Source organism: Acidisoma sp. PAMC 29798 (assembly GCF_030252425.1).
Lineage (GTDB): Bacteria > Pseudomonadota > Alphaproteobacteria > Acetobacterales > Acetobacteraceae > Acidisoma > Acidisoma cladoniae.
Genome location: NZ_CP126994.1, coordinates 1,057,184 through 1,079,461 on the forward strand (window position 1 = coordinate 1,057,184; position 22,278 = coordinate 1,079,461).

Consider the following 22,278-nt stretch of genomic DNA (forward strand, 5'->3'; position numbering starts at 1 on the left):
CAAGAAATTCAAACAGAGTCGCGCGAAAATATGTTTGATTTTGTTTGACTGCGCGGCACCCGCTGTTATGGTTTCGCGGATAGTAGCGTGCAGCGATAGGGTAGTGGATGAATAGGCTCGGCGACGATCTCGCAGGCAAGACGGCACTCATCACAGGTGGTGCGACCGGTATCGGCCGTGCCATCGCCACCGCGTTGCAGGTGCAGGGCGTTCGCATCGCCATTGCCGATATCGATCTTGCGGCCGCAACCGCGGCTGCCACGGCCGTATCACCAGATGCCATCGCCATTCAGATGGATGTTACTAAGCGCGCGAGCGTGGAGGCGGGCTTTGCCCAGGCCATATCCGTGTTCGGGACCATCGACCGCGTGATTGCCAATGCCGGCGTGTCCAACATGAAACCCGCACTCGATCTCACGGATGAAGACTGGAACTTCAACTTCGACGTGAATGCACGCGGCGTCTTTCTCACCAATCAATCTGCCTGCCGCCATTTCCTCGATCGCGGCATCAAGGGCGCGATTTGCAATACCGCCTCCCTCGCCGGGAAGGTCGGTGCGCCGTTGCTCGCCCACTACGCGGCGAGCAAATTCGCGGTTATCGGGTGGACGCAATCGCTGGCGCGGGAAATGGCCAAGCACGGCATTCGCGTCAATGCCGTCTGCCCCGGCTTCGTGCGCACAGGCATGCAGTCGCGCGAAATCGTCTGGGAAGCCGAGCTTCGCGGCATGACGCCGCAAGCGGTGTTCGACGAATATATCTCCCTCACGCCACTCGGCCGTATCGAGGAAGCGGAGGATGTCGCGAAAGTCGTGGCGTTCCTGCTGTCGGATGCGGCTGGCTTCATGACTGGCCAGTCCGTCAATGTGACAGGCGGCGTCTACATGACCTGAGCTTCGCCCGCTGGCGAAGACGATCCTGACACCAACGCGTCAATCGATGGAGGGTACTATGGCGAAGCGCACTTGGCTCATGGCATTGCTGGCGGGGGCAAGCGTCCTCACCGGCCTCGGCACGGCATCGACACCGAAAGCCTATGCAGCCGATGACGGCGGCACGATGACGATTTCCGATGCCCAGTTCCTGTGGACCTGCGGCTTCAGCCCCTTCAACCCCTCGTCCAACTTCCTCTCCGTCGGCCTCGTGTATGAGCCGCTGATGTTCGTCAATACTCTCCAGGACGCGAAGGTCAGTCCCTGGCTCGCCAGCGCCTATCAATGGAGCGCGGGCAATACGGTCTTGACCTTCACGTTGCAGAAGGGTGTGAAATGGACCGACGGCCAGCCCTTCACGGCGGCCGATGTCGTGTTCACCTTCAATATGCTGAAGAAGTTTCCGGCGCTCGATCTGAACACCGTCTGGTCGGCACTGTCCACCGTCACGGCCTCGGGCGATGACACGGTCGTCTTCACCTTCAAATCCGCAGCCGTACCCTTCTTCTACTATGTCGCCGATCAGGTCGGCATCGTCGCGGAGCATGTCTGGGGCAAAGTGAAGGACCCGACGACCTATCTGGACGGCACGCCCGTCGGCACTGGCCCCTATACCATTTCGCATTGCACGCCGCAGGATGTCAGCTACGCGCGCAATCCGCAGTATTGGCAGCCCGGTCTGCCGAAGATCGCGAAGATCGAGTATCCGGCCTTCACCTCCAATCCGCCGGCGAACGAACTGCTCGCGACCGGTCAGGCTCAATGGGGCGGCCAGTTCATTCCGAACCTCAAAGCCGAATACCTGTCGAAGAGCAAAGACAATCACTATTGGTTCCCGCCCGTCGTGAACGTCGCGGTCTTCATCAACCAGACTGTGCCGCTGCTCCAGAACGTGGCCGTGCGCCAGGCGATGGCCTTCGGCATCGATCGTGCCCGCGTCGCGATGATTGGCGAATATGGCTATGAACTTCCGGCCAATCAGGCCGGTATCGTGACGCCAACCTTCGCGACCTGGCTGGACAAGGCGCAGCTCACCAAGGCGGGCTATGCCTATGACCCCAAGAAGGCCATCGCCATTCTTGAGAAGGCCGGCTTCAAGCGCGGCGATGACGGCACATTCGCCTCGCCCGACGGCAAGCCGCTCGCCTTCACCATCATCAACCAAAGCGCCTATACCGATTGGGTCGCCGCCTTGCAGGTGATGGCGCAACAGCTCAAGGCCGTCGGCATCAAGCTGACGATCCAGAATCTTGCCGGCAGCGACTATAACGCCAGGCTGTTCAACGGCAATTTCGACTTGGCCTATGCCTATGAGTCCGGTGGCCCGACGCCCTATTACGAATTCCGCCAGTGGCTCTATAGCGCCGGCAGTGCGGCGATCGGCCAGGCTGCCTCGACTAATTGGGAGCGGTATTCCAACAAGGCGACCGATGCGCTGATCGACAGCTACGCCGCCTCGACCGACCCCAAGGCGCAATACGACATCATGAGCAAGCTGCAGAATGTCATGCTGCAAGACGTGCCGTTGATTCCGGTGACCGAGCAGGCCGATTGGGATGAATATTCAACAGCGCAGTTCACCGGCTGGCCGACGCCCGAGGATCCCTATGCCCAGCCTCTCGGCGGCTACACCTTCCCCGACTGGGGCGTGATCATGCTCCATTTGCACGAGAAGTAATCGATAAAAAGGCATGCGCTATATTTTGCGGAGGGTGGGTTTCTTCATCGTAACCCTGTGGGCGGCGATGACGGTCAATTTCTTCCTTCCGCGCCTCATGCCCGGGGATCCCGCCATCGCCATGATGGCGCGGTTTCACGGCCGGTTGAGCGGTCAAGCCTTGCAAGCCATGGAGGCTGCCTTCGGGGTGAATACGAAGGCGAGCCTGCTGGACCAATATGTGACGTATCTGGGCAATAGCCTGACCGGCAATTTCGGCCGCTCGCTGACGTTCTTTCCCGAGCAGGTCAGCACAGTCGTCTTCGGCGCGCTGCCCTGGACGCTATGTCTGGTCGGCGTCACGACCGTCATCGCCTTTCTGCTCGGCACGCTGATCGGCATGATGGGCGCTTGGGGGCGCGGCGGCTGGTTCGACAGCATTCTGCCGCCGGTCTTCATCGTGCTATCGGCCTTTCCGTATTTCTGGATCGCGATGGTGGCGATCCTGGTCTTTTCGGTCACGCTCGGCTGGTTGCCACTCGGCTTCGGCTATACCAATGGCAGCACGGCCGCGTTCAACTGGCACTTTCTGGGCGACGTCTTGAAACATGCGATTCTGCCCGGCATCACCATCGTCATCACCTCCATCGGCGGCTGGATTTTGACCATGCGTAACAACATGATCATGACCATGGCCGAAGACTATGTGCGTATGGCGCGCGCCAAGGGCCTGTCGCCCGCCCGCATCATGTTCGATTATGCCGGCCGGAATGCCATCCTGCCCAATCTCAGCGGCTTCGGCATGTCGCTCGGCTTTGTCGTCAGCGGCGCCATTCTCGTGGAATATGTCTTCTCCTATCCCGGCGTCGGCTACATGATGTTGCAAGCGGTGCTCAACGAAGATTATCCCCTCATGCAGACCTTGTTCCTGTTCATCACCGTGGCTGTGCTGGTAGCCGTGCTGGTGGTGGACGGCGTCACCGTGCTGCTCGATCCGCGCACACGGACCGGCTCCTGATGTCGGTGAGGGTGCGATTGCAGCCGCTGCGTCGGCTCGGCGGCGCCATCCTGTCGAGCCGCAAGGCGCTGGCGGGGGCTTGCCTTCTCGGCCTTTGCGTCATCATGGCGCTGGTGCCCGGCCTGATCGCGCCGGGCGACCCCAATGCCGAAATCTACCAACCGGGTCTCGGTCCGTCCTGGGCGAACCTGCTCGGCACGACATCCTATGGCCAGGACATCTTTGCTCAATTCGTCTGGGGGGCACGCTCCTCCCTCGTGCTCGCCGTCGTCGCGGGCCTGATTTCGACGATCCTTTCGGCGTTGATCGGCGTCACCGCCGGCTATCTGGGCGGCATCGCGGATGGCTTTTTGTCGCTGATGACGGATGTGTTTCTCGTCATTCCCGCCTTTCCGCTCGTGGTCGTCATCGCCGCCTATTCAAAGAATGGCGGCAACGCCATCATCATCGCAGTTCTGGTCATCACGGGCTGGTCCTTCGGCGCCCGCCAATTGCGCGCACAAGTGCTGTCGCTGCGACACCGGGAATTTCTGGTTGCCGCGCGTTTGCGGGGCGAGCGGAGCTGGCGGATCGTCGTCTCCGAAATCCTGCCGAATATGACGTCCTTGCTGGTCGCGAATTTCCTCGGCGCTTCGGTCTATGCAATTTTGACGGCCGCCGGCTTGCAGTTCATCGGCCTCGGCGACATCAACACCGATAGCTGGGGCACCATGCTGTATTGGGCACAGAACAATGAGGCGTTGCAGGCCGGGTCACCGCTGTGGGCGATCGCGCCGGGTCTTGGCATCGCGACGCTCGGTGGCGCCTTCGCGCTTCTCAACTATGCTTTCGATGAGATCAGCAATCCGGTGCTGCGCCCGGTACGGAGGAAGCGTGTCCGCAGCGGTTCTTGAGGTCACCGATATCCAGGTCGATTACGCGACCGCGAACGGGGCCGCGAAGGCCGTCGATCATGTCGATTTTGCTCTCGCGCGCGGTGAGTTTCTCGGCATCGTCGGTGAATCCGGCTGCGGCAAATCCACCTTGCTCTTCGCCATCGCCCAATTGCTCAGCCCGCCGGCGGAACTTGTCGGCGGACGCGTGCTGTTTAAAGGGGAGGATATGGTGCGTCTCACCGCGCAGCAGCTGCGTGCCGGCCGGTGGCGGGATTATGCGGTCGTTATGCAAAGTGCGATGAACGCGCTCAATCCCGTCAAGACCGTCAGTGCGCAGTATGAGGATGTGATGCGCGCGCATGGTCAATCCGACCGCCGCCGGATTCGCGACCGCTCGCAGGAGGTGCTGCGGCTGGTCGGCATCGACACCGTTCATCTCAAAAGCTTTCCGCACCAGCTTTCGGGCGGTATGCGCCAGCGCGTGATGATCGCCATGGCGCTTCTGCTGTCACCTGAGCTGATCATCATGGATGAGCCGACATCCGCCCTCGATGTCGTGGCGCAACGCTCGCTCATGGTGCAGATCAAGGAGTTGCAGCGGCAACTGGGCTTCGCCGTCATCTTCGTTACGCATGACATGTCCCTCGTCGGCCATTTCTCTGACCGTCTGGCGGTGATGTATGCGGGTAAGATCGTGGAACTCGGCCCGACGCGGGAGATTTTCGCGGCACCGAAGCACCCCTATACGCGCGGCCTGCTGGAATCCTTCCCCTCGATCTACGGCCCGAAGGTGCTGCTGAAGGGCATTCCCGGCGCGCCCCCTAATCTGGCGGCGCCGCCCAGCGGCTGCCGCTTCCATCCGCGCTGCGCGGATGTCATGCCACGCTGCGCAGTGACGGAGCCTGATTTGTATGATGTCGGTGCCAGCACCGTTCGTTGCCTGCTCTACGATGCCTGAGATGGCACCGCCGCTTCTGCAATCGCGCGGTCTGGCGCGGCATTTTCGTATCGGCGGCTTGTTCGGCGGAACGCTGCATGCCGTGGATGACCTCAATCTGACCGTCAATGAAGGCGAGATTGTCGCGGTGGTGGGGGAGAGCGGCAGCGGCAAAAGCACCGTCGCGCGCCTACTCGCCATGGTCCATCACCCGACGAAGGGCGAGATTCTGTTTCGTGGACGGTCACTCGCCGAGATTCGGTCGCGGCGCGATCTGCTCGCCTATCGCGGCCAGGTACCGATGGTCTTTCAGGATCCGTTCAGCTCCCTCAATCCCGTGCATACCATCGGCTATGCCCTCGATCGCGGTCTCGCCTTGCATCAGCCATCGCTGTCACGCGGCGAGCGTGTGGCGGAAGCGGAGCAGGCGCTGGAATCCGTGGGCCTCACGCCCGCGGCACAGACGCTGGCGAAATACCCCCATGAGTTGAGCGGCGGGCAGCGCCAGCGCGTCGGCTTCGCGCAGGCCTTATCCTATCATCCCAAGCTCGTGCTGGCGGATGAGCCGGTGTCGATGCTGGATGTGTCCATTCGCATCGGTGTGCTCAATCTGATGGCGCGGCTGTGCGCGGAAGACAATTTGTCCTTCCTCTACATCACGCACGACATCGCAAGTGCCCGCTACATCTCCCACCGCGTGCTGGTGATGTATGCTGGCATGGTGGTCGAAAGCGGCCTGACCGAGGATGTTCTGCATCGTCCGCTGCATCCCTATACGCGGCTTCTGCTCTCGGCGGTGCCCGATCCCCGCGCGCCGATCACCATCGGCGCAGGCGATATCGGTGAGCCGCCCCGCGTCGTGGATCCCGGTGAGGGATGTCGGTTTCGCGGGCGCTGCCCCCTCGCTATTCCGCTCTGCACCTGGGTCACGCCGAAACTGAATGCCGCCAGCCCCGGCCACGAGGCCGCCTGCCACGTGACGGTGCCAGGCGCCGCGGTGTGAAACGCCTATCGACCGTCATCGGTCTCGTTCTGGCGCTTTCGCTTCCCGCCACGAGCTTTGCGCAATCCTCCAAAGTCTATGACGTCGGCCGGCAGCGCGTCCTTTACCTGGCTCCGGATCGGCCCCGCGCCACGATCGTGATGCTGCCAGGCGGAAGTGGCGATATCGGCCTGGAGCGGAACGGTTCTCTGCGCCATGGCGACAACTTCGTCGTCCGCACCCGCGCTCTCTGGGTCGCGAAGGGCTATGCCGTGCTGATCCCTGACGCGATTGATGAGGCGAACCTGCGTGGAACGCGAAGTTCGCCTCAATACGCCCGTTTGGTCGCGGATCTCGTCCGCTCCGCCCAAGCCCAGTCGCCTGGCCCGGTGTTCCTGCTCGGCACCAGCCAAGGCGCGATCGCCGCGATGAACGGCGCCGCCGAAGCGGCAACCGGCACGATTGCCGGTGTCATCTTGACAGAATCCGTCAGCCGCCGTGGTGGCAGCCATGAAACCGTCTTCGATGCCGACTCGCAAGCCGTGCGCGTCCCCGTGCTGATCATCGCGAATCGCGACGATGCCTGCCCGGTCGCCCCGCCGGAAGACGCACCAAAGATCGCCGCCGCGCTGACGCAGGCGCGCTCCGTGCGCGTGCTGTCAGTCTCCGGGGGCGTCTATCAATCCAAGGGGTCGTGCGAGTCCCTCACACCGCATGGTTACGATGGCATCGAGACCCAGGTGATCGACGCGATCGACCACTGGATGCACGCCCAAGGCTGAGCGGTCGGCTCAGTCAGCCTTTGATGTGGACCCCTTAATCAGCCGAGATGCGGATGGCGCGTGTGATAGGCGGTAACCTGTTGGAAGGCATGGCCGGCACGGCACAGCAGCGCTTCGGCGCGATGCGCCCCCACGAGTTGGAAGGCGACCGGTACTCCGGCATCGGTGAAGCCACCGGGCAGCGTGATGGTCGGATGGCCTGTCATGTCGAAGGGTGAGGTGAAGCCGAGCAGGCTGTTCATCAGGCTCTCATCGGTACCGAGCGTCGCCATTTTTGCGAGACTTGGCGCGGCGAAACCCATCGCCGGGATCAGCAAGAGATCGATCTCGGTCATCAAGGCATTGACCCGGCCGCGCAGATCTTCCCGGCGCAGCACCATCCTCTGCACATCCAGGCCCGTCACGGAACGCCCGAGATCGAGCAAGCCGGACAGAGCCGGGCCGTATTCGTCGCGCCGTGACGGGAAGGTCGCCGTATGCGCGACCGCCGTCTCGATGGCGCAAAGCGGAAACCAATCCTGCACTGCCTGGCGGATATCGGGGAAGGTGACCTCCACCACGATCGCACCCAGGCCGCGCAGCACCTCAGCCGCTTCGGCCACCACGCGCTGGGTTTCGGCATCGGCGTCAGAGCCGGTCCATTTGGAGTCGATGCCGATCCGCATTGCGCGCACGCCGCCGTCGATGGACGCGAGATAATCAGGCACCGGCTCTTGCAGCGCCGTCGGGTCCTTCGGGTCAGCGCCCGCGATGACGCCCAGCATGGCCGCCGCATCGCGGGCGCTACGCGTCATCGGTCCGATATGATCGAGCGTGGCCGCGAGTTCAAAGACGCCATAGCGGCTGACGCGTCCCCAGGTCGGTTTCAGACCGGTGAGACCCTGTGCCGCCGAGGGAAACCGGATGGAGCCGCCGGTATCGGACCCGAGCGAGCCGTAGCAAAGGCCTGCTGCAGTCGCGACGCCCGATCCGCTGGACGACGCGCCTGGCCACAGGTCGTGCCCCCAAGGATTGAGCGGCGGCTTCACGGACGGATGGTGATCGGCATAGGCGCTTTCGGTGAGCTGAAGCTTGCCCAGGATGATGGCGCCCGCATCCTGCAAGCGGGTGACGACGGTTGCATCCTCACCGGGGCGATAATCGCCGTGGATCGGCATGCCGGCGGCGGTGGGCACGCCATCCATCCAGCACAGATCCTTCACGGCGATCGGCGCGCCATGCAGGGGCCCACGGATCTCACCGCGCGCGATCTCCTCCTCCGCCTGCTTCGCCTTGGCCAGCGCCTCCTCGGGAAGAACCAGCACGTAGCTACGAAGAGTGCCGTCGAGTTTCGCGATGCGGTCGAGCATCGCTTGCGTGACCGCGACCGGTGACAGGTCACCCGCATGCATGCGGCGGGTGATTTCCGTCAGTTCCAGATATTCGAGTGGGGTTTCGGTCATGCGGCTATCCTCTCGGGTCAAACACGCGGTTCGGTGAGAGGAGCATCGCAGGTCAGTGTGGCGGCAGGCAACTGGAAGATGGAGTCTCGTGAAACCTTGTGTCCAGGGCGACCGTTTTGGAAGACGGTCGCCCTGGACCGGGTTTTAGACGCCGCCGAGGGCGTTTTCCTCACGCAGGATGTCCTGCTGGCGACCGCGAATGGCGGCTTCGTTCCTAGGCGGCCCCGGGAAGCGACGGCGCTCGAAGCCGAACCACCCCACCACCAGCAAAGCGAGAATCCCGACGAAATAGCTGAGCAGGATCGACGTCGGCGGGTTCAACCCGACCCAAATGATAAAGACGCCACCTATGATGGCGATGATGCCGAGGGGTTTAGACCAGCCGCCCAGCCGAAACGGGCCATAGCTTCGGTTCTTGGCGAACATGGCGGCCAAAATGGCCATGCCGTAGGAGAGTTGGTAGAATAATGCCGTGCCAGCGGCCAAGGCGGCGAAGGCCGATGAATAGAGAGTCGCGAGAAGGCAGACCACGGCGCAGGTCCAAATCGCTGGAGCGGGCGTCCTGAAGCTGGGCGAGACATGCCGCAGAATGGACGGCAGTCCCTTATCGCGCGCAAAGGCAAAAACGGCGCGGGAGAAGCCAGTGAGCCCCACCGCGCCACAGATATAGGCCGCGAGCACCATCGCGATCGCGATGAAGTCCTTCACGATCGTTGGCGCGGGCGCGTTGTTGAACAAGGTTGCGAAGGCATTGCCGCCCTGCTTGGCGATCGCCGCCGGATCGCCCATGGCCAAGGCCAGAACGACGAGCAACACCAGGCCCAAGCCCGCGGACAGCAAGGCGGAACTGATCATCGCCCTCGGCACGGACCGCGCGGCATCGACCGTTTCCTCGGAGGTGTGGGCCGATGCGTCATAGGCGGTGATGATCCACAGCGGCAGCAACAGCGCATAGCCAAAGACGAGAATGCCGTTATGGGTCGCCGGCGCCGTGCCCCCGCCCGCATCGCCGGTGTAATTCTTATAATCGAAAAGATGCGCGATATTGCCAGGATGAATGTTGCACAGCATGACGCCCACAAGCAGCGCCGCGCCAGCCAGCGTCACATAGGCCCCGAACTCTCCGATACGGGCGAGCATGCGCACGCCGGCATGATTGAGGGCCGCCTGCGTGCCGAGAATGATCGCGACGCCGACAACCTGATGCCAATATCCCCAGCTTGACGTGTCAATGTGGAAGACCCAGCCCAGGATCATTTGATTGAACAGCAGATAGACTGCGACATCCGACCCTGCGACCGCGAAGGTATAGGCGAGGAGATTGATCCAGGCGGTCGCCCAACCCCAGCCACGGCCGCCCAATGCCGAAGACCAGTGATAAAGACCGCCAGCCGTCGGGATCGCGGAACTGATTTCGCCGAGGGATGCCGCGGTCGCCACGGCGATGACGCAACCGACCAGCCAAATGCCCGTGATGCCGATCATGCCGGCGGTCGAATAGCCTTGCTGGATATTGATACACACGGCCCAGAACAGACCGATAATCATGAAAGAGAGCGCGAAATTGCCGAAGCCGGACATTCGGCGGCTGAGTTCCTGCGCATAGCCAAACTTATGAAGCGTCTCCGTATCCCGCTTCAGGATTTCGTCAGTGCTGCGATCGACCATGCGTGCCTCTCCAAATCGGATATTCGCCTTGAAACAAGGCAAAGGCCGTGCCGAAGGTAAAATTGCCTAAAAAAGAGGACGCACGCTGGGGCAAACACTTGAAATGTCGGCTGAAGTGCCCCGCTTGGCTTGCTTCGTCTCAGTGTCCGTTGTCGCGCGACTCTCATAGTTGAGAAAGTTTTGAGACGGCCTCTCAGCGATCGCCGTGCCGGAACCGGCGCGGACTGAAGGCCGTGATCGGGACTGACGGGGTACGGCCGCCAAGAAGTTCGGAGACGAGCAGCCCGGTGCGGGCGCTGGCGGCCAGCCCGATATGGCCATGGCCGAAAGCATAGGCGATGCGGTTGCTGCGATCGGACAAGCCGATGACGGGGAGGGAATCCGGCATGCTTGGCCGCCGCCCCATCCAACGCGTCAGGCGTTGGTCGCCATACTGCGGTGATAGCGCGGGGAACAGGCGCCCGCCAAGCGTCAGCAACTTATCGGCCCGTCGCCAGTCTGGATTGGCGGTCAAGCCCGCGAACTCCACCGTGCCGGCCAGGCGTAGGCCGGCCTCCATCGGTGTCGCGACGAATTTGCCTTCCGCATCCATGATCGGAAGCCTCGGCGTGGCTTCCGGCGCTTGGATAACGACATGGTAGCCACGCTCGGTATCCAGCGGCAGCGTGTCGCCCAGTTGCGATGCCAGCGCCTTGGAATAGGCGCCGGCGGCGACAACCGCCGCCTCCGCGCCGATGACGCCGTGGCTGGACTGAACGCCGCAAAAGGTCTCGCCATCGAAGGCGAAGCCGGTGGCTTTCGCGCGTAGGATGGTCCCGCCATCGCGTTGGAAGGCCTCGGCCATGGCATTGATCAGTCGGTTCGGATTGGTCGTGTGGCCGTTGTCGGGAAAGAACACGCCGATGCGATAGTCGCGTGACAGGCTTGGTTCCAGCTGGCGAAGTTCTTCCTGGTGCAGAACCGTAAAGGCGATTCCGGCATCGCGGCGGAGCTGCCATCCCATGGCATCGCCATCGAAGGCCTGCTGCGAGCGATAGACGACCAGATGGCCTTGGCGCCGGATCAGATCCTGGGCGCCCGCGTTGCGGGCCAGCTCCATCGTCAACTCCACCGAATCATGTAGCAGACCACGGAGAGCGGCAGACTGATCGCGCACGCGCGCCGGCGTTCCGGCTTGGAGGAAGCGAATAAGCCAGGGCGTGATCTGAGGCAGATACCGCCACCGGATGGAGAGGGGACCCAAGGGATCCAGAAGCCAACCGGGGATCTTGGGCAGATTGCCCGGCATCGACATGGGAACGACGGAGGAGGGGTTGAGGCAGCCGGCATTGCCGAAGGATGCACCCTCGGCGATCGGATCGGGATCGAGGATGGTCACCTCATGTCCATCGCGCAGCAGCCAACTGGCCGCGGATACGCCGATGGCCCCTCCGCCGATCACGACAACCTTCATCGATAGAACTCCACACCGAATGCACGGTGAAACGGCGCAAGGACCATGCCAGGGCGAAGCCGCCGTACCGATACCTTGGACACCGTGAGGCGACGATCACCGGGTATGAGAATCTTCTCGCGGATGAGACGCCGCGGCACGGGCGGCTGCATCGCAAGGCCGCCAAAGCCTTGATCCTCCATTGTTTTGTATGCGCTCCGCGCCTTGGCACGGCACTTGCCCCTCTGCCAAACGCGTCTGATTCTTTCGCGCAATCTATGGGGATGACGGTGAAGCTCTCGCTCTTTATGATGCCGTTGCACACGATGCACCGCAGTTATCCAGTAACCCTCGAAGAAGATATCGAGGCCTTTAAGCTTGCCGATGAACTGGGTTTCGATGAAGGCTGGTGCGGAGAGCATTACTCATCGGAGATCGAACAGATTTCCTCGCCGATGATGTTCCTGGCCTATATCGCCAGCATGACCAAAACCATGAAGCTCGGCACGGGCGTGGTCTCTCTGCCGCTCTATCATCCGGCGCAGCTCGCGGCCCATGTCGCCTTGCTCGACAATCTGACCAAGGGTCGCCTGATTCTTGGTATCGGCACCGGGGGCCTAGGCTCTGATTTCGAACTCTTCGGGCTTGAGGGCGCGGATCGTCAGGCCATGATGCTCGAGTCCCTCGGCCTCATGCGAAAAATCTGGGCCTCCGGTCCGCCCTATGATCTGCCGGGCAAGTTCTGGACGATCAAGCTGCGCACCATGGTCTGGCCGGAACTCGGTGTCGGCACCTTGCCCAAGACGTTTCAGCGCCCGCATCCGCCGCTCGCTGTCTCCGTCAGCAGTCCCAATTCAAGCTCGATCCGCGTCGCAGCACGCAACGATCTCATGCCAATTTCGGCAAACTTCGTGGCACCCTGGGTGGTCAAGACCCATTGGGATACGTACACGGATGAGATGACCAAGCTGGGCAAAGACCCGGATGGCCGAAACTGGCGCGTCGCCCGCAGCATTCATGTTGCAGAGACGGATCAGGAGGCTGAGGATTTCGTCAAAACGCCCGGCGGCGCCTATGACTGGTATTACGACTATATGTTCCAGGTCTATGAGCGCATGGATGCGGCGGCCTTGCTGGCTCCGGTCCAGGGGATGGACGCATCCCAGATCACGCCGGCTGTGGTGCGCGACAATTTCGTGATCTACGGCAGCCCTGAAACCGTCGCCCGCAAGTTGCTGGCGTTTCGGGAAGAGGTGGGGCCGTTTGGAACGCTCATGATGACAGCTCATGATTGGGCGGAAAAAGCCGCCATGCGCAAATCGATGGAACTGCTGGCGTTGAACGTCATGCCGAACGTCCGCAAGCAGTTACTGTAGATTACGATGCGTCTGGGTGGGGTCGTCTTCTGGCCATTCCGTCATGCTCGGCGAAGGCCGGGCATCCACGCCTTCCTTGCGGCACGAAGGCAAGCCGTGGATGGCACACCTTCGCATACCATGACGATAGGTTTGGAGAACGGGCCAACAAATCTTACCGAATCCATCAGAACACACAGGGCCCGGCGATGACACCGATGCGCGACGATCTTCTCCAGCCCGGGCGGCTTTGGTGGAACTGGTTTGGCGAGCAGTATTTCGTGCCGCGCTATGTCGCCAAGCCCAGGACGGAAGAGGACGTGCAGGACATCGTCCGCGCCGCGCGCCGCATGGATCTGCCGATACGCGCGAGCGGGGCGGGACATTCCAATCCGGCGGTGGTGCCGACACCCGGCATCCATGTCGATTTCGATGATTTCCGCGATGTGATCTCGGTTGATCCCGATCTCCTGCGCGTCGTTGTGCGGCCGGGAATTCGCGTTGGCGATCTCAGCCGCTTCCTGCGAACGCGTGGCATGTCGCTGAACAATCAGGGTGATATCGACACGCAAACCATTGCCGGCGCGATCATGACGGCGACCCATGGTGCCGGCATCACGCTGCCCTGCTTCTCCGCGCAAATGATCGCGGCGCGCATGGTCATCGCCGATGGCAGCATCCTTGATCTGTCAGCGGAGACGGATGGGGAGCTTTTTAAAGCCTTCCGCACCTCGCTCGGCATGTTCGGCCTGATCGTCTCGATCACCCTTCAAGCCGTACCGTCCTACAATATCCGCAAGACGTCGTGGAACGCCGATACCGAGGATTGTCTCACCTCCTTGCATGACCTGTTGCGCGACAATCGGACCTTTTGGTTCTTCTGGTTGCCGCACAAGGACTCCGCCGATCTCTTTGAACTGCCCGCCACCGTGCCGTCACGCACGACCCGTGACAACGATATCTGCCATATGCGCGCCTATAATGCCGTGCCCGCGTCGACTCCCGCGCCCGCGCTGAATGCCGGTGAGGTTTTCGATCATAGTTCGGTCATCTATCCCAATGTTTACATGCCGAATTTCCGGGAGGTTGAATATGCCGTGCCCTTCGCGCGGTTCGAGGAAACCTTCGATGCTCTGCGGCAGCTCTTTCGCAGCACGTATCCGGAGGCGCTCTTTCCAATCGAGTGCCGGCCGGTGAAGGCCGACGATTCTTATCTCAGCGCCTATAGCGAAAGGGACGGATACGCTTTGTCGGTATCCGGTCCTTTGGAAGAATCGACCTGGCCAATGCTGCGCGATGTCGATGCGATCTTTGATCGCTATGATGGCCGGCCTCATTGGGGCAAGCACCACTTCATGTCGCAGGCGCGGATGGAAAAGCTCTTTCCGCGGTACGATACGTTCAAGGCGCTTCGTCGAGAGATCGATCCGGACGGCATCTTCCTCAACGACCACCTGCGCGCCCTTTTCGTCTAAGCCATCCTAGAGAGAATTATCATGTCGTATGAGCACATCCTGCCCAAGGGCTGCGTCCGCAACCTGATCATCGATGGCCGCATCGTGCCGGCGATCTCTGGCCGCACCTTCGAAACGCGCAATCCGGCGACCGGTGTGCTCCTCGCGCAGGTCGCGGAAGGGGATGCCCAGGATATCGACCTGGCCGTGGCCGCTGCACGCAGGGCCTTTGAGGGGCCGTGGAGCCGCTTCACACCCTTCCAACGGCAGGAATGCCTTTTGAAACTGGCGCAATTGGTCGATGAGCATTTTGAGGAGTTCAGCCTGCTCGACACGCTCGACATGGGGGCGCCGATCACCTTCACGCGCGGGCGGCGCCAGCGCGCGATCGGCATGCTGCGCTTCTATGCCGGTCTATGCACCACGACCCACGGCGAGACCTTGCCCAATTCTTTGCCCGGTAATGTCTTCAGCTATACCTTGAAGGAGCCAATCGGCGTTGTCGGCGCCATCACGCCATGGAATGCGCCGCTGACATCGACCATCTGGAAGATCGGACCGGTGCTGGCCTCCGGCTGCACCATGGTGCTCAAGCCTGCCGAGGACGCTCCGCTGACTGCGCTGCGTCTGGGGGAATTGGTGCTGGAAGCTGGGTTTCCGCCGGGCGTCGTCAATGTCGTGCCGGGTTTCGGCGCGACGGCCGGTTCGGCTTTGGCCAGCCACATGGGCGTAGACAAGATCGCCTTCACCGGCTCGGACGTAACGGGACGCAAGATCATCGAAGCCTCGAAAAGCAACATCAAGCGACTGATGTTGGAACTCGGCGGCAAGTCGCCCGACGTCGTCTTTGCCGACGCCAATCTTGACGCGGCGGTCGCCGGCGCAGGCATGGGCGTCTTTGGCAATTCCGGCCAGATTTGCAGCGCCGGCACCCGTATCCTTGTCGAGCGACCCATCTACGACGACTTCGTGTCCCGCCTGTCGGACTTCGCCTCCAAACTGCGCGTGGGGGACGGTATCGACCCGCAAACCCAGATCGGCCCGGTTGTTTCGGCAAAGCAATTGGATCGGATCGCGGGCTATATCGCTGTCGGCGTCGAAGAAGGTGCGACCGCCGAAACCGGCGGCGCGCGTCTTGAAAGCGAAGGGCTGCGCGACGGCTTCTTTATCAGACCGACGGTCCTGGCGGGCGTGCGCAATGACATGCGCGTCGCTCAGGAGGAAATCTTCGGGCCGGTCGCTTCGGTGATCGCCTTCGACACGATGGAGGAGGCGGCGACGATCGCGAATGCCACGCCCTTCGGCCTCGGTGCGGGCGTTTGGACGCAGACCATCTCCAAGGCCCATATCATGGCAAAAGCCATCCGGTCAGGCACCGTCTGGGTCAATTGCTACGGACTGCTGGATCCGGTGATCCCCTTCGGCGGTTACAAGGCCAGTGGCTATGGCCGCGAGTCAGGCCTGCAGCATGTCGAAGACTATCTCCAGACCAAATCGGTCGTTATCCAGAACGGATGACGGTGAGGCTTGGTGAGGCGAGAAAGGCATTGGCGAAAATGTAGCATCTTCTTGACTTGACTCGCCGTGCATGTCCAACTTCGTGGTGAAGAAATTCGATCGATTGGAACTGCCAATGGCGGTTGAAAGGCCTGGTCTAAGATCTGTCCCGACGTCGTCGTTGGTCACCACGATCGGCGCAATGTCGATCGCCGGTGCCGATGACCTGAAGGCGTCCTGGCAACGCTGCGTCAAGCGGCATAATCTCGATAGGGGCATGAAGACCCGTGTCGATTGTCTCACCAGTCAGGAAGTGCGCGAGCATCGGGAACCGTTTGAGGATCTGCTGAGAACGGTTGACGAAGAACTGGACTACATCTGGCTGCCGCTCTCCAGCGTGAATTTCAGTGCCAGCTTTTCTAACATGGCGGGAACGATCGTCTATTACCGATCGGATCATCAAACCGGCAATTATGTCGAAGATGAGCGCGTCGGCACGTTATGGGCCGAAGGAATTGCCGGCACCAACGGCGTCGGTACCTGCGTCGTCGAGCGTCGGCCGACACAGGTTTTCCAAACACAGCATTTCTTTCGCGATTTCGCCACCATGTCCTGTGCTGCCGCGCCGGTGCTGTCGGCGGAGTCCGAAATGGCGGGCGTACTGAATTTCTGCACCGGCAATCCCGCTCTGCGGGAAGATGTCTTCGTCATGATGGCGAACCTCGCCCGCAAGACCGCGGAGCGGCTGAACAACCATTTGTTTCATAGCAAATACGAAAAGCACGCGATTCTTAAGGCGCGCAGCGAAGCTGGACAAATTCTGCTTGCGGTGGATGATGCGGGTGAGGTCCGGGGCGCCAATCATTTGGCGCGCCACTGGCTCGATCTCGCTGAGGGTCCTCTGCGGCCTGCTGCATTGGGGACGCTGTTCGACGTCGATGAACGCGCAAAGACCAATCTTCGGAAAGACGGTGCCATCGCGCTGCGCCGGCATGGCGATGAGAGAGTGTTCGCGTTTGACCGCGCATCGTCTGCGCAATCACGCGCGTCCAATCCCGCGCCGTTGGGCGACACCAGCCCTCGACGCAATGCCAAACCCGTCTCGGATGCGCCGTCACCGGCGATCCATCTTCCACCGACGGTCGAAGACTGTCTCGGTCGTGATCCCCGGTTGTCCAATCAGCTGAGGGTTTTGCGGCGGGTGTCTGGCAGCCGTTTACCCGTTCTGGTTCTGGGCGAAACAGGCAGCGGCAAGGACACGCTGGCGCGCGCGCTGCATCTCGAAGGCAAGCGCCAGGACAAGCCTTTCGTCGCTTTCAATTGCGCGGCCGTGCCCGAAACTTTGATCGATAGCGAATTGTTCGGCTACGGTGTGGGCGCTTTCACAGGCGCACGGCGGGAGGGCAATGTCGGTCGCTTGGTTGAGGCTGATGGCGGGACGCTATTTCTCGATGAAGTCGGCGATATGCCGCTCGCCCTCCAGACCCGGCTGCTGCGTGTGCTCGAATCCGGTGAAGTCAGCCCGCTCGGATCCGGAAAGACCCGCGTCATTGATATCCAGGTCATCGCCGCGACCAATCATGATCTGAAGGCGCGCGTGGCGGAGGGTTACTTCAGAGCCGATCTCTATCATCGGCTGGCCGGCGTGGTGATCAATCTTCTTCCCTTGCGCGATCGCCATGACGCCGGTGACCTTTTCCAATCCACATTGCATCGTCTCCGTGACGGGCGGTCCATCCACCTCTCGGCGGAGGCGCTTGCCGCCATGCGCCGCCATCGCTGGCCCGGCAATGTGCGCGAGCTGAAGTTCACGCTGCAACGTGCGTTGCAGCTGTGCGAGGGCGGCGTCATTGCGCCTGCGGATCTGATGCTGGAGGATGACGCGACAGACAGCCGTGTGGGCGCGGTGCCGGTTTCGCTTGCCCCGCGACAAACCGCTCAGGCGGCCCGTTTGGCGGCCGAACGCGCCGCCATAGAGGATGCGCTCGCAAAGCACGCCGGTGACGTTACCGGCGCGTCGCGGACTCTCAATATCAGCCAGGCGACATTCTACCGCAAACTGAAGCAGCATAGTCTGCACCGCTGAGCCACGAGCGTCTGTCCGGAGGCATTGCCAAAACCATCTTTATCCCGCGATAGGAGAGCGTCCCCAACCTCCGCGCGGTGAACTCATGGATGCCTCCGACCCGACCTATATTCAGTGGCTCGTGGACCAGTCCATGCTCCACAACGCCAAGCACATGGCGCTGAAATATGCGGGTCAGAGCCGTCAATGGCTGCGTCCTTATGCCGAGGCCCGGCCGCGCGCCGCCTCTGCCATCGCCTCGGTCTGGTTTACCGCCTATCCGCCGGCCTTGCTGACGGGGGAGGGCAAGTCCGTCCTCGCCACGCTCGGCGATCCTAACCTGTGGCGCAGCCTCGCGAGCTTGGGCGTCCAAGGCATCCATACCGGCCCGATGAAGCAGGCGGGCGGCCTGACGGGCAAGGCGTTCACGCCCAGCGTCGATGGCAATTTCGACCGCATTGGATTCGAGATCGACCCGCAATATGGGACGAAGGAGGAGTTTATCGCCCTGAGCCGCACGGCTTCGGCGCATAACGCCATCGTGATCGATGACGTCATTCCGGCGCATTCGGGAAAGGGCGCCGACTTCCGATTGGCGGAAATGGGCTATCGGGACTACCCCGGCATCTATCACATGGTGGAAATCAAGCCGGCCGATTGGGAGTTTCTGCCCGACGTGCCGGAAGGTCGGGACGCCGTCAATCTCATTCCGGCGACGGTCGATCTGCTGAGCAAGAAGCAGTATATCGTCGGCCAACTCCAACGCGTCATTTTCTTCGAGCCTGGCGTCAAGGAAACCGATTGGAGCGTCACCGCGCCGATCCTCGGCGTAGATGGGGTGACGCGGCGTTGGGTCTACCTGCATTACTTCAAGGAAGGCCAACCTTCTCTGAATTGGCTGGACCCGACATTTGCAGCCCAGCAGATGATCATTGGCGACGCGTTGCATTCCATCGATGAATTGGGCGCCGTGGGCCTGCGTCTCGATGCGAATGGCTTCCTCGGCGTCGAAGTGCGCACCGGCGGCCTCGCCTGGTCCGAAGGCCATCCGCTGTCACTGGTCGGCAACCGCCTGCTGGCCGGCGCCATTCGCAAAGCCGGTGCCTTCAGCTTCCAGGAACTCAATCTCACGGTCGATGATATCGCCGCGATGACGCAGGGCGGCGCGGATCTGTCGTACGATTTCATCACCCGACCCGCCTATCACCATGCGCTGCTCACCGGCGACACTGAGTTTCTGCGCCTGATGCTGCGCATCATGCACGACTATAAGATCGATCCCGCTGGCCTCATTCACGCCTTGCAGAATCACGATGAACTGACCCTGGAGCTGGTCCATTTCTGGACCTTACATGCCGATGACATCTTCATGTTTCAGGGCCAGACCTGGCAGGGGCGTCTTCTCAGAACCCATATACGGGAGACGATGTATTCCCGATTGACGGGCGAGAATGCGCCCTACAATCAGCGCTTCGTCACCAATGGTGTGGCTTGCACCACGGTGAGCGTCATCACCGCTGCTCTCGGCATTCGCGACCTGGATGCCATCACCGATGAGGACACGGCGCTCATCCAGAAGATCCATCTTCTACTCGTAATGTACAATGCTTTTCAGCCCGGTGTCTTCGCCTTGTCGGGCTGGGACATGGTGGGCGCGCTGCCCGTATCCTTGGAGAGCGTCGAGTCTTTTGTGACCGGTGGCGATACGCGATGGGTCCATCGCGGCGCCTATGATCTGATGAACGTCGCGCCTGATGACACGATATCCGGCGGCGGCTTGCCGAAGGCGCGTGTGCTGTATGGATCTTTGTCGGAACAGATGGAACGGCCCGGTTCCTTCGCGCTTGAGATGAAACATCTGTTGAGTGTCCGTCAGGCCTATAATCTGGCCGCGAGTCGGCAGGTCGCTGTGCCGGATGTCACCAGTCCTGGACTGCTTGTCATGATTCATGAACTTGCCGATGCGCGCGGCACGCAAATCACCGCCTTGAATTTCAGTGCGGTCGAGATCGAAGAGTCCATCACCGTGCCCAATGCCGCATCCGGCCCGGTTGTTGATATGATCAAGGAGATCATCCTGGGCGACCTTGGCGAAGATGGCGCACTTTTGCTCAAGCTCGGGCCCTATGAAGGTCTCTCCCTCAGAATCGTCAGTACGCTGCGGCCAGTCTTGGGATAGCGGCGATTGCTCACTGAACCGGCGTGATCAACCGCGCCGCATGGAATGGAACATACGATGTCCACATCACTGACGCTCACCAGCGCTACGACCTTGCCGCAAGATGCGCAGCATGCGGCGCTCGCCGGCCGGGTCTGGCGACCCGATGCCGAAGGCCCCTCGGTCGTCGCCATCCGGCCCGATGGCGTCTTCGACATCACCAGCCGCTTCCCCACGATGCGGGATCTGTGCGAAACGCCCGATCCCGCCGCCGCCCTGCGCGCAACGCCGGGCGAGCCCCTGGGTGACTTCGACACGCTGCTCGCCAATACCTCCGCCGCCACACGCGAGATAACGAAACCCTGGTTCCTGACCCCGGTGGATCTGCAGGCGCTCAAGGCGGCCGGCGTCACCTTCGCGGTCTCGATGGTCGAGCGTGTGATTGAGGAACGGGCGCGCGGCAATCCCGAAGCCGCGAAATCCATCCGCGCCGAGATCACGGCCCTGGTGGGGGATGATCTGCAAAAGCTGAAGCCCGGCTCGCCAGAGGCGCAGCGGCTGAAGGCGGTGCTGATCGAGCAGGGGGCCTGGAGCCAATATCTGGAAGTCGGCATCGGCCCCGACGCGGAAATCTTCTCCAAGGCCCAGCCGATGGCCGCCGTCGGCACGGGCGCAGATGCGGGGCTTCACCCCATCTCGACCTGGAACAATCCTGAGCCCGAGGTGGTGCTGGTCGTCGCTTCCACCGGTGCCATCGTCGGCGCGACCCTCGGCAACGACGTCAATCTGCGTGATGTCGAGGGGCGGTCGGCCCTGTTGCTATCGAAAGCCAAGGACAATAACGCAAGCTGCGCCATCGGGCCTTTCATCCGCTTCTTCGACGATCGCTTTTCGCTGGATGATGTACGCCGGATGGAAGTCACGCTCACCGTCGAGGGGCCGGAGGGCTTCCACATGGAGGGGTTTTCGAACCTCTCCCTCATCAGCCGCGATCCCGCCGATCTCGTTGGGCAGATGGTGAACGTCCATCACCAATATCCCGATGGCGCGATTCTGTTCCTTGGCACGCTGTTCGCGCCGGTGGCGGATCGCGATGCGCCGGGCAAAGGCTTTACCCATAAGGTCGGTGACATCGTGACCATCGCGGCGCCGCAACTCGGCGCACTCGTCAATCTGATGCGCCACACGAATGACTGTCCGCCCTGGACCTTCGGCACCAGCCATCTGCTGCGGAACCTGGCGCGGCGCGGCCTGCTTTAGCGGCGGGTTAGCGCCCGGACTCGTAGGGCGTAAAAGCGCAGCGCATTCCGCCGTCGACGGTTAAGTCTTGACGCCCCGATCCTGTTCAAACTTGAGTAGCAGGGCGGTCAAGGTCTCGACCGCTCGGGTCAGGGCAAGCACTTCCGTCTCGCGCAGCTGATCGATCTTCTGGTGCAGCAGCTCGATCTCCAGCTCAGCCTTCACGTTCACGCTATAATCGTTCGCGGCTTCCTTCCGGTCGATGTTCTGCTGCCGGTTCTGGCTCATCATGATGAAGGGGGCGGCATAGGCCGCTTGGAACGACAGGGCGAGGTTCAGCAAGATGAAGGGGTATGGGTCCCAGTGCTGCATGAAGGCGGTCACGTTCAGCACGACCCAGATGAGCAGGATCGTGGACTGGATGATGATGAACCGCCAGGACCCCATGCTCGCCGCGACCTTGTCGGCCACGGATTCGCCCAGGGTCAGTCCGCTCGGTTTCGGGGTGTCGCTCAACCGCCGGCGGCGACGGAACATGCGGAGCTTGTGGAGCTGGTCGATTTCTTCGGGGCCCAGGCCACGCGCCGTCTCGCCACCCTCCGCCAGCCCGGTCTTTCCCGTTGCCATATCGATCAGGCTCCTCGTTCAAATGCAGGCGCGTTGATTGACCGATCTGGGGCCTTTCCGCAAACCTCTCCCCAAGCGGGCGCCTCTCTGCCGACATGCCAAGTCTGGCATAGACGGTTGCAATCCGGGGCGTGTAAGCCAAATGCCGCGAACAGTCG

17 protein-coding genes are annotated in these 22,278 nt (G+C 61.8%); 13 read left to right on the forward strand and 4 right to left on the reverse strand.

Annotated elements, in window-relative coordinates; all coding sequences use genetic code 11:
- Positions 1-107 precede the first annotated feature (107 nt).
- The 7 genes from QP803_RS05090 to QP803_RS05120 are packed head-to-tail and all read left to right on the forward strand — an operon-like array spanning position 108 to position 7,183.
- Positions 108-893 (forward strand): SDR family NAD(P)-dependent oxidoreductase, encoded by a 786-nt coding sequence (locus QP803_RS05090; protein WP_284946642.1) that lies wholly within the window; start codon positions 108-110, stop codon positions 891-893.
- 58 nt (positions 894-951) lie between these two features.
- The gene (locus QP803_RS05095) at positions 952-2,610 is read left to right on the forward strand and encodes an ABC transporter substrate-binding protein (protein WP_284946643.1); all 1,659 of its coding nucleotides are present in this window, start codon (positions 952-954) and stop codon (positions 2,608-2,610) included.
- A 13-nt stretch (positions 2,611-2,623) separates the two neighbouring features.
- Positions 2,624-3,607, forward strand: coding sequence for an ABC transporter permease (locus tag QP803_RS05100; RefSeq protein ID WP_284946644.1), 984 nt, complete (start codon positions 2,624-2,626; stop codon positions 3,605-3,607).
- Positions 3,607-4,500 carry an ABC transporter permease gene (locus tag QP803_RS05105; protein ID WP_284946645.1) on the forward strand — a complete coding sequence of 298 codons (894 nt, stop codon included), beginning with the start codon at positions 3,607-3,609 and terminating at the stop codon, positions 4,498-4,500. Before QP803_RS05100 ends, QP803_RS05105 begins: the two co-directional genes overlap by 1 nt.
- On the forward strand, positions 4,481-5,440 hold the full coding sequence (locus QP803_RS05110; protein WP_284946646.1) for an ABC transporter ATP-binding protein: 960 nt from the start codon (positions 4,481-4,483) through the stop codon (positions 5,438-5,440). Before QP803_RS05105 ends, QP803_RS05110 begins: the two co-directional genes overlap by 20 nt.
- A gap of 1 nt (position 5,441) precedes the next feature.
- Entirely contained in the window at positions 5,442-6,422 is a 981-nt protein-coding gene (locus tag QP803_RS05115) for an ABC transporter ATP-binding protein (protein ID WP_284946647.1), read from the forward strand.
- Positions 6,419-7,183 (forward strand): alpha/beta hydrolase, encoded by a 765-nt coding sequence (locus QP803_RS05120; protein ID WP_284946648.1) that lies wholly within the window; start codon positions 6,419-6,421, stop codon positions 7,181-7,183. Before QP803_RS05115 ends, QP803_RS05120 begins: the two co-directional genes overlap by 4 nt.
- Before the next feature lie 38 nt (positions 7,184-7,221).
- Here the strand turns inward: QP803_RS05120 and QP803_RS05125 are convergent, their stop codons facing one another.
- From QP803_RS05125 to QP803_RS05135, 3 genes are all read right to left on the reverse strand, one after another.
- Positions 7,222-8,625, reverse strand: a complete 1,404-nt coding sequence (locus QP803_RS05125) for an amidase (RefSeq protein WP_284946649.1) — start codon at positions 8,623-8,625, stop codon at positions 7,222-7,224.
- A gap of 144 nt (positions 8,626-8,769) precedes the next feature.
- On the reverse strand, positions 8,770-10,293 hold the full coding sequence (locus QP803_RS05130; RefSeq protein ID WP_284946650.1) for an amino acid permease: 1,524 nt from the start codon (positions 10,291-10,293) through the stop codon (positions 8,770-8,772).
- A 193-nt stretch (positions 10,294-10,486) separates the two neighbouring features.
- On the reverse strand, positions 10,487-11,746 hold the full coding sequence (locus tag QP803_RS05135) for an NAD(P)/FAD-dependent oxidoreductase (RefSeq protein WP_284946651.1): 1,260 nt from the start codon (positions 11,744-11,746) through the stop codon (positions 10,487-10,489).
- Positions 11,747-12,015: 269 nt separating this feature from the next.
- Between QP803_RS05135 and QP803_RS05140 the strand changes: the two genes are divergently transcribed.
- The 6 genes from QP803_RS05140 (at position 12,016) to QP803_RS05165 (ending at position 21,514) form a co-directional block, all read left to right on the forward strand.
- On the forward strand, positions 12,016-13,101 hold the full coding sequence (locus QP803_RS05140; protein ID WP_284946652.1) for an LLM class flavin-dependent oxidoreductase: 1,086 nt from the start codon (positions 12,016-12,018) through the stop codon (positions 13,099-13,101).
- A 197-nt stretch (positions 13,102-13,298) separates the two neighbouring features.
- Complete coding sequence (locus QP803_RS05145) at positions 13,299-14,555, forward strand: D-arabinono-1,4-lactone oxidase (protein WP_284946653.1); 1,257 nt, start codon at positions 13,299-13,301, stop codon at positions 14,553-14,555.
- Between the two features lie 21 nt (positions 14,556-14,576).
- Positions 14,577-16,052, forward strand: coding sequence for an aldehyde dehydrogenase family protein (locus QP803_RS05150; protein WP_284946654.1), 1,476 nt, complete (start codon positions 14,577-14,579; stop codon positions 16,050-16,052).
- A gap of 181 nt (positions 16,053-16,233) precedes the next feature.
- Positions 16,234-18,117: a sigma-54-dependent Fis family transcriptional regulator gene (locus QP803_RS05155; protein ID WP_284946655.1), complete on the forward strand. Its 1,884-nt coding sequence runs from the start codon at positions 16,234-16,236 to the stop codon at positions 18,115-18,117.
- An 85-nt stretch (positions 18,118-18,202) separates the two neighbouring features.
- Positions 18,203-20,275: a maltose alpha-D-glucosyltransferase gene (gene treS, locus QP803_RS05160; protein ID WP_284946656.1), complete on the forward strand. Its 2,073-nt coding sequence runs from the start codon at positions 18,203-18,205 to the stop codon at positions 20,273-20,275.
- Positions 20,276-20,332: 57 nt separating this feature from the next.
- Positions 20,333-21,514 carry a fumarylacetoacetate hydrolase family protein gene (locus QP803_RS05165; RefSeq protein ID WP_284946657.1) on the forward strand — a complete coding sequence of 394 codons (1,182 nt, stop codon included), beginning with the start codon at positions 20,333-20,335 and terminating at the stop codon, positions 21,512-21,514.
- 60 nt (positions 21,515-21,574) lie between these two features.
- Here the strand turns inward: QP803_RS05165 and QP803_RS05170 are convergent, their stop codons facing one another.
- Complete coding sequence (locus QP803_RS05170) at positions 21,575-22,120, reverse strand: DUF1003 domain-containing protein (protein WP_284946658.1); 546 nt, start codon at positions 22,118-22,120, stop codon at positions 21,575-21,577.
- Between the last annotated feature and the right edge of the window lie 158 nt (positions 22,121-22,278).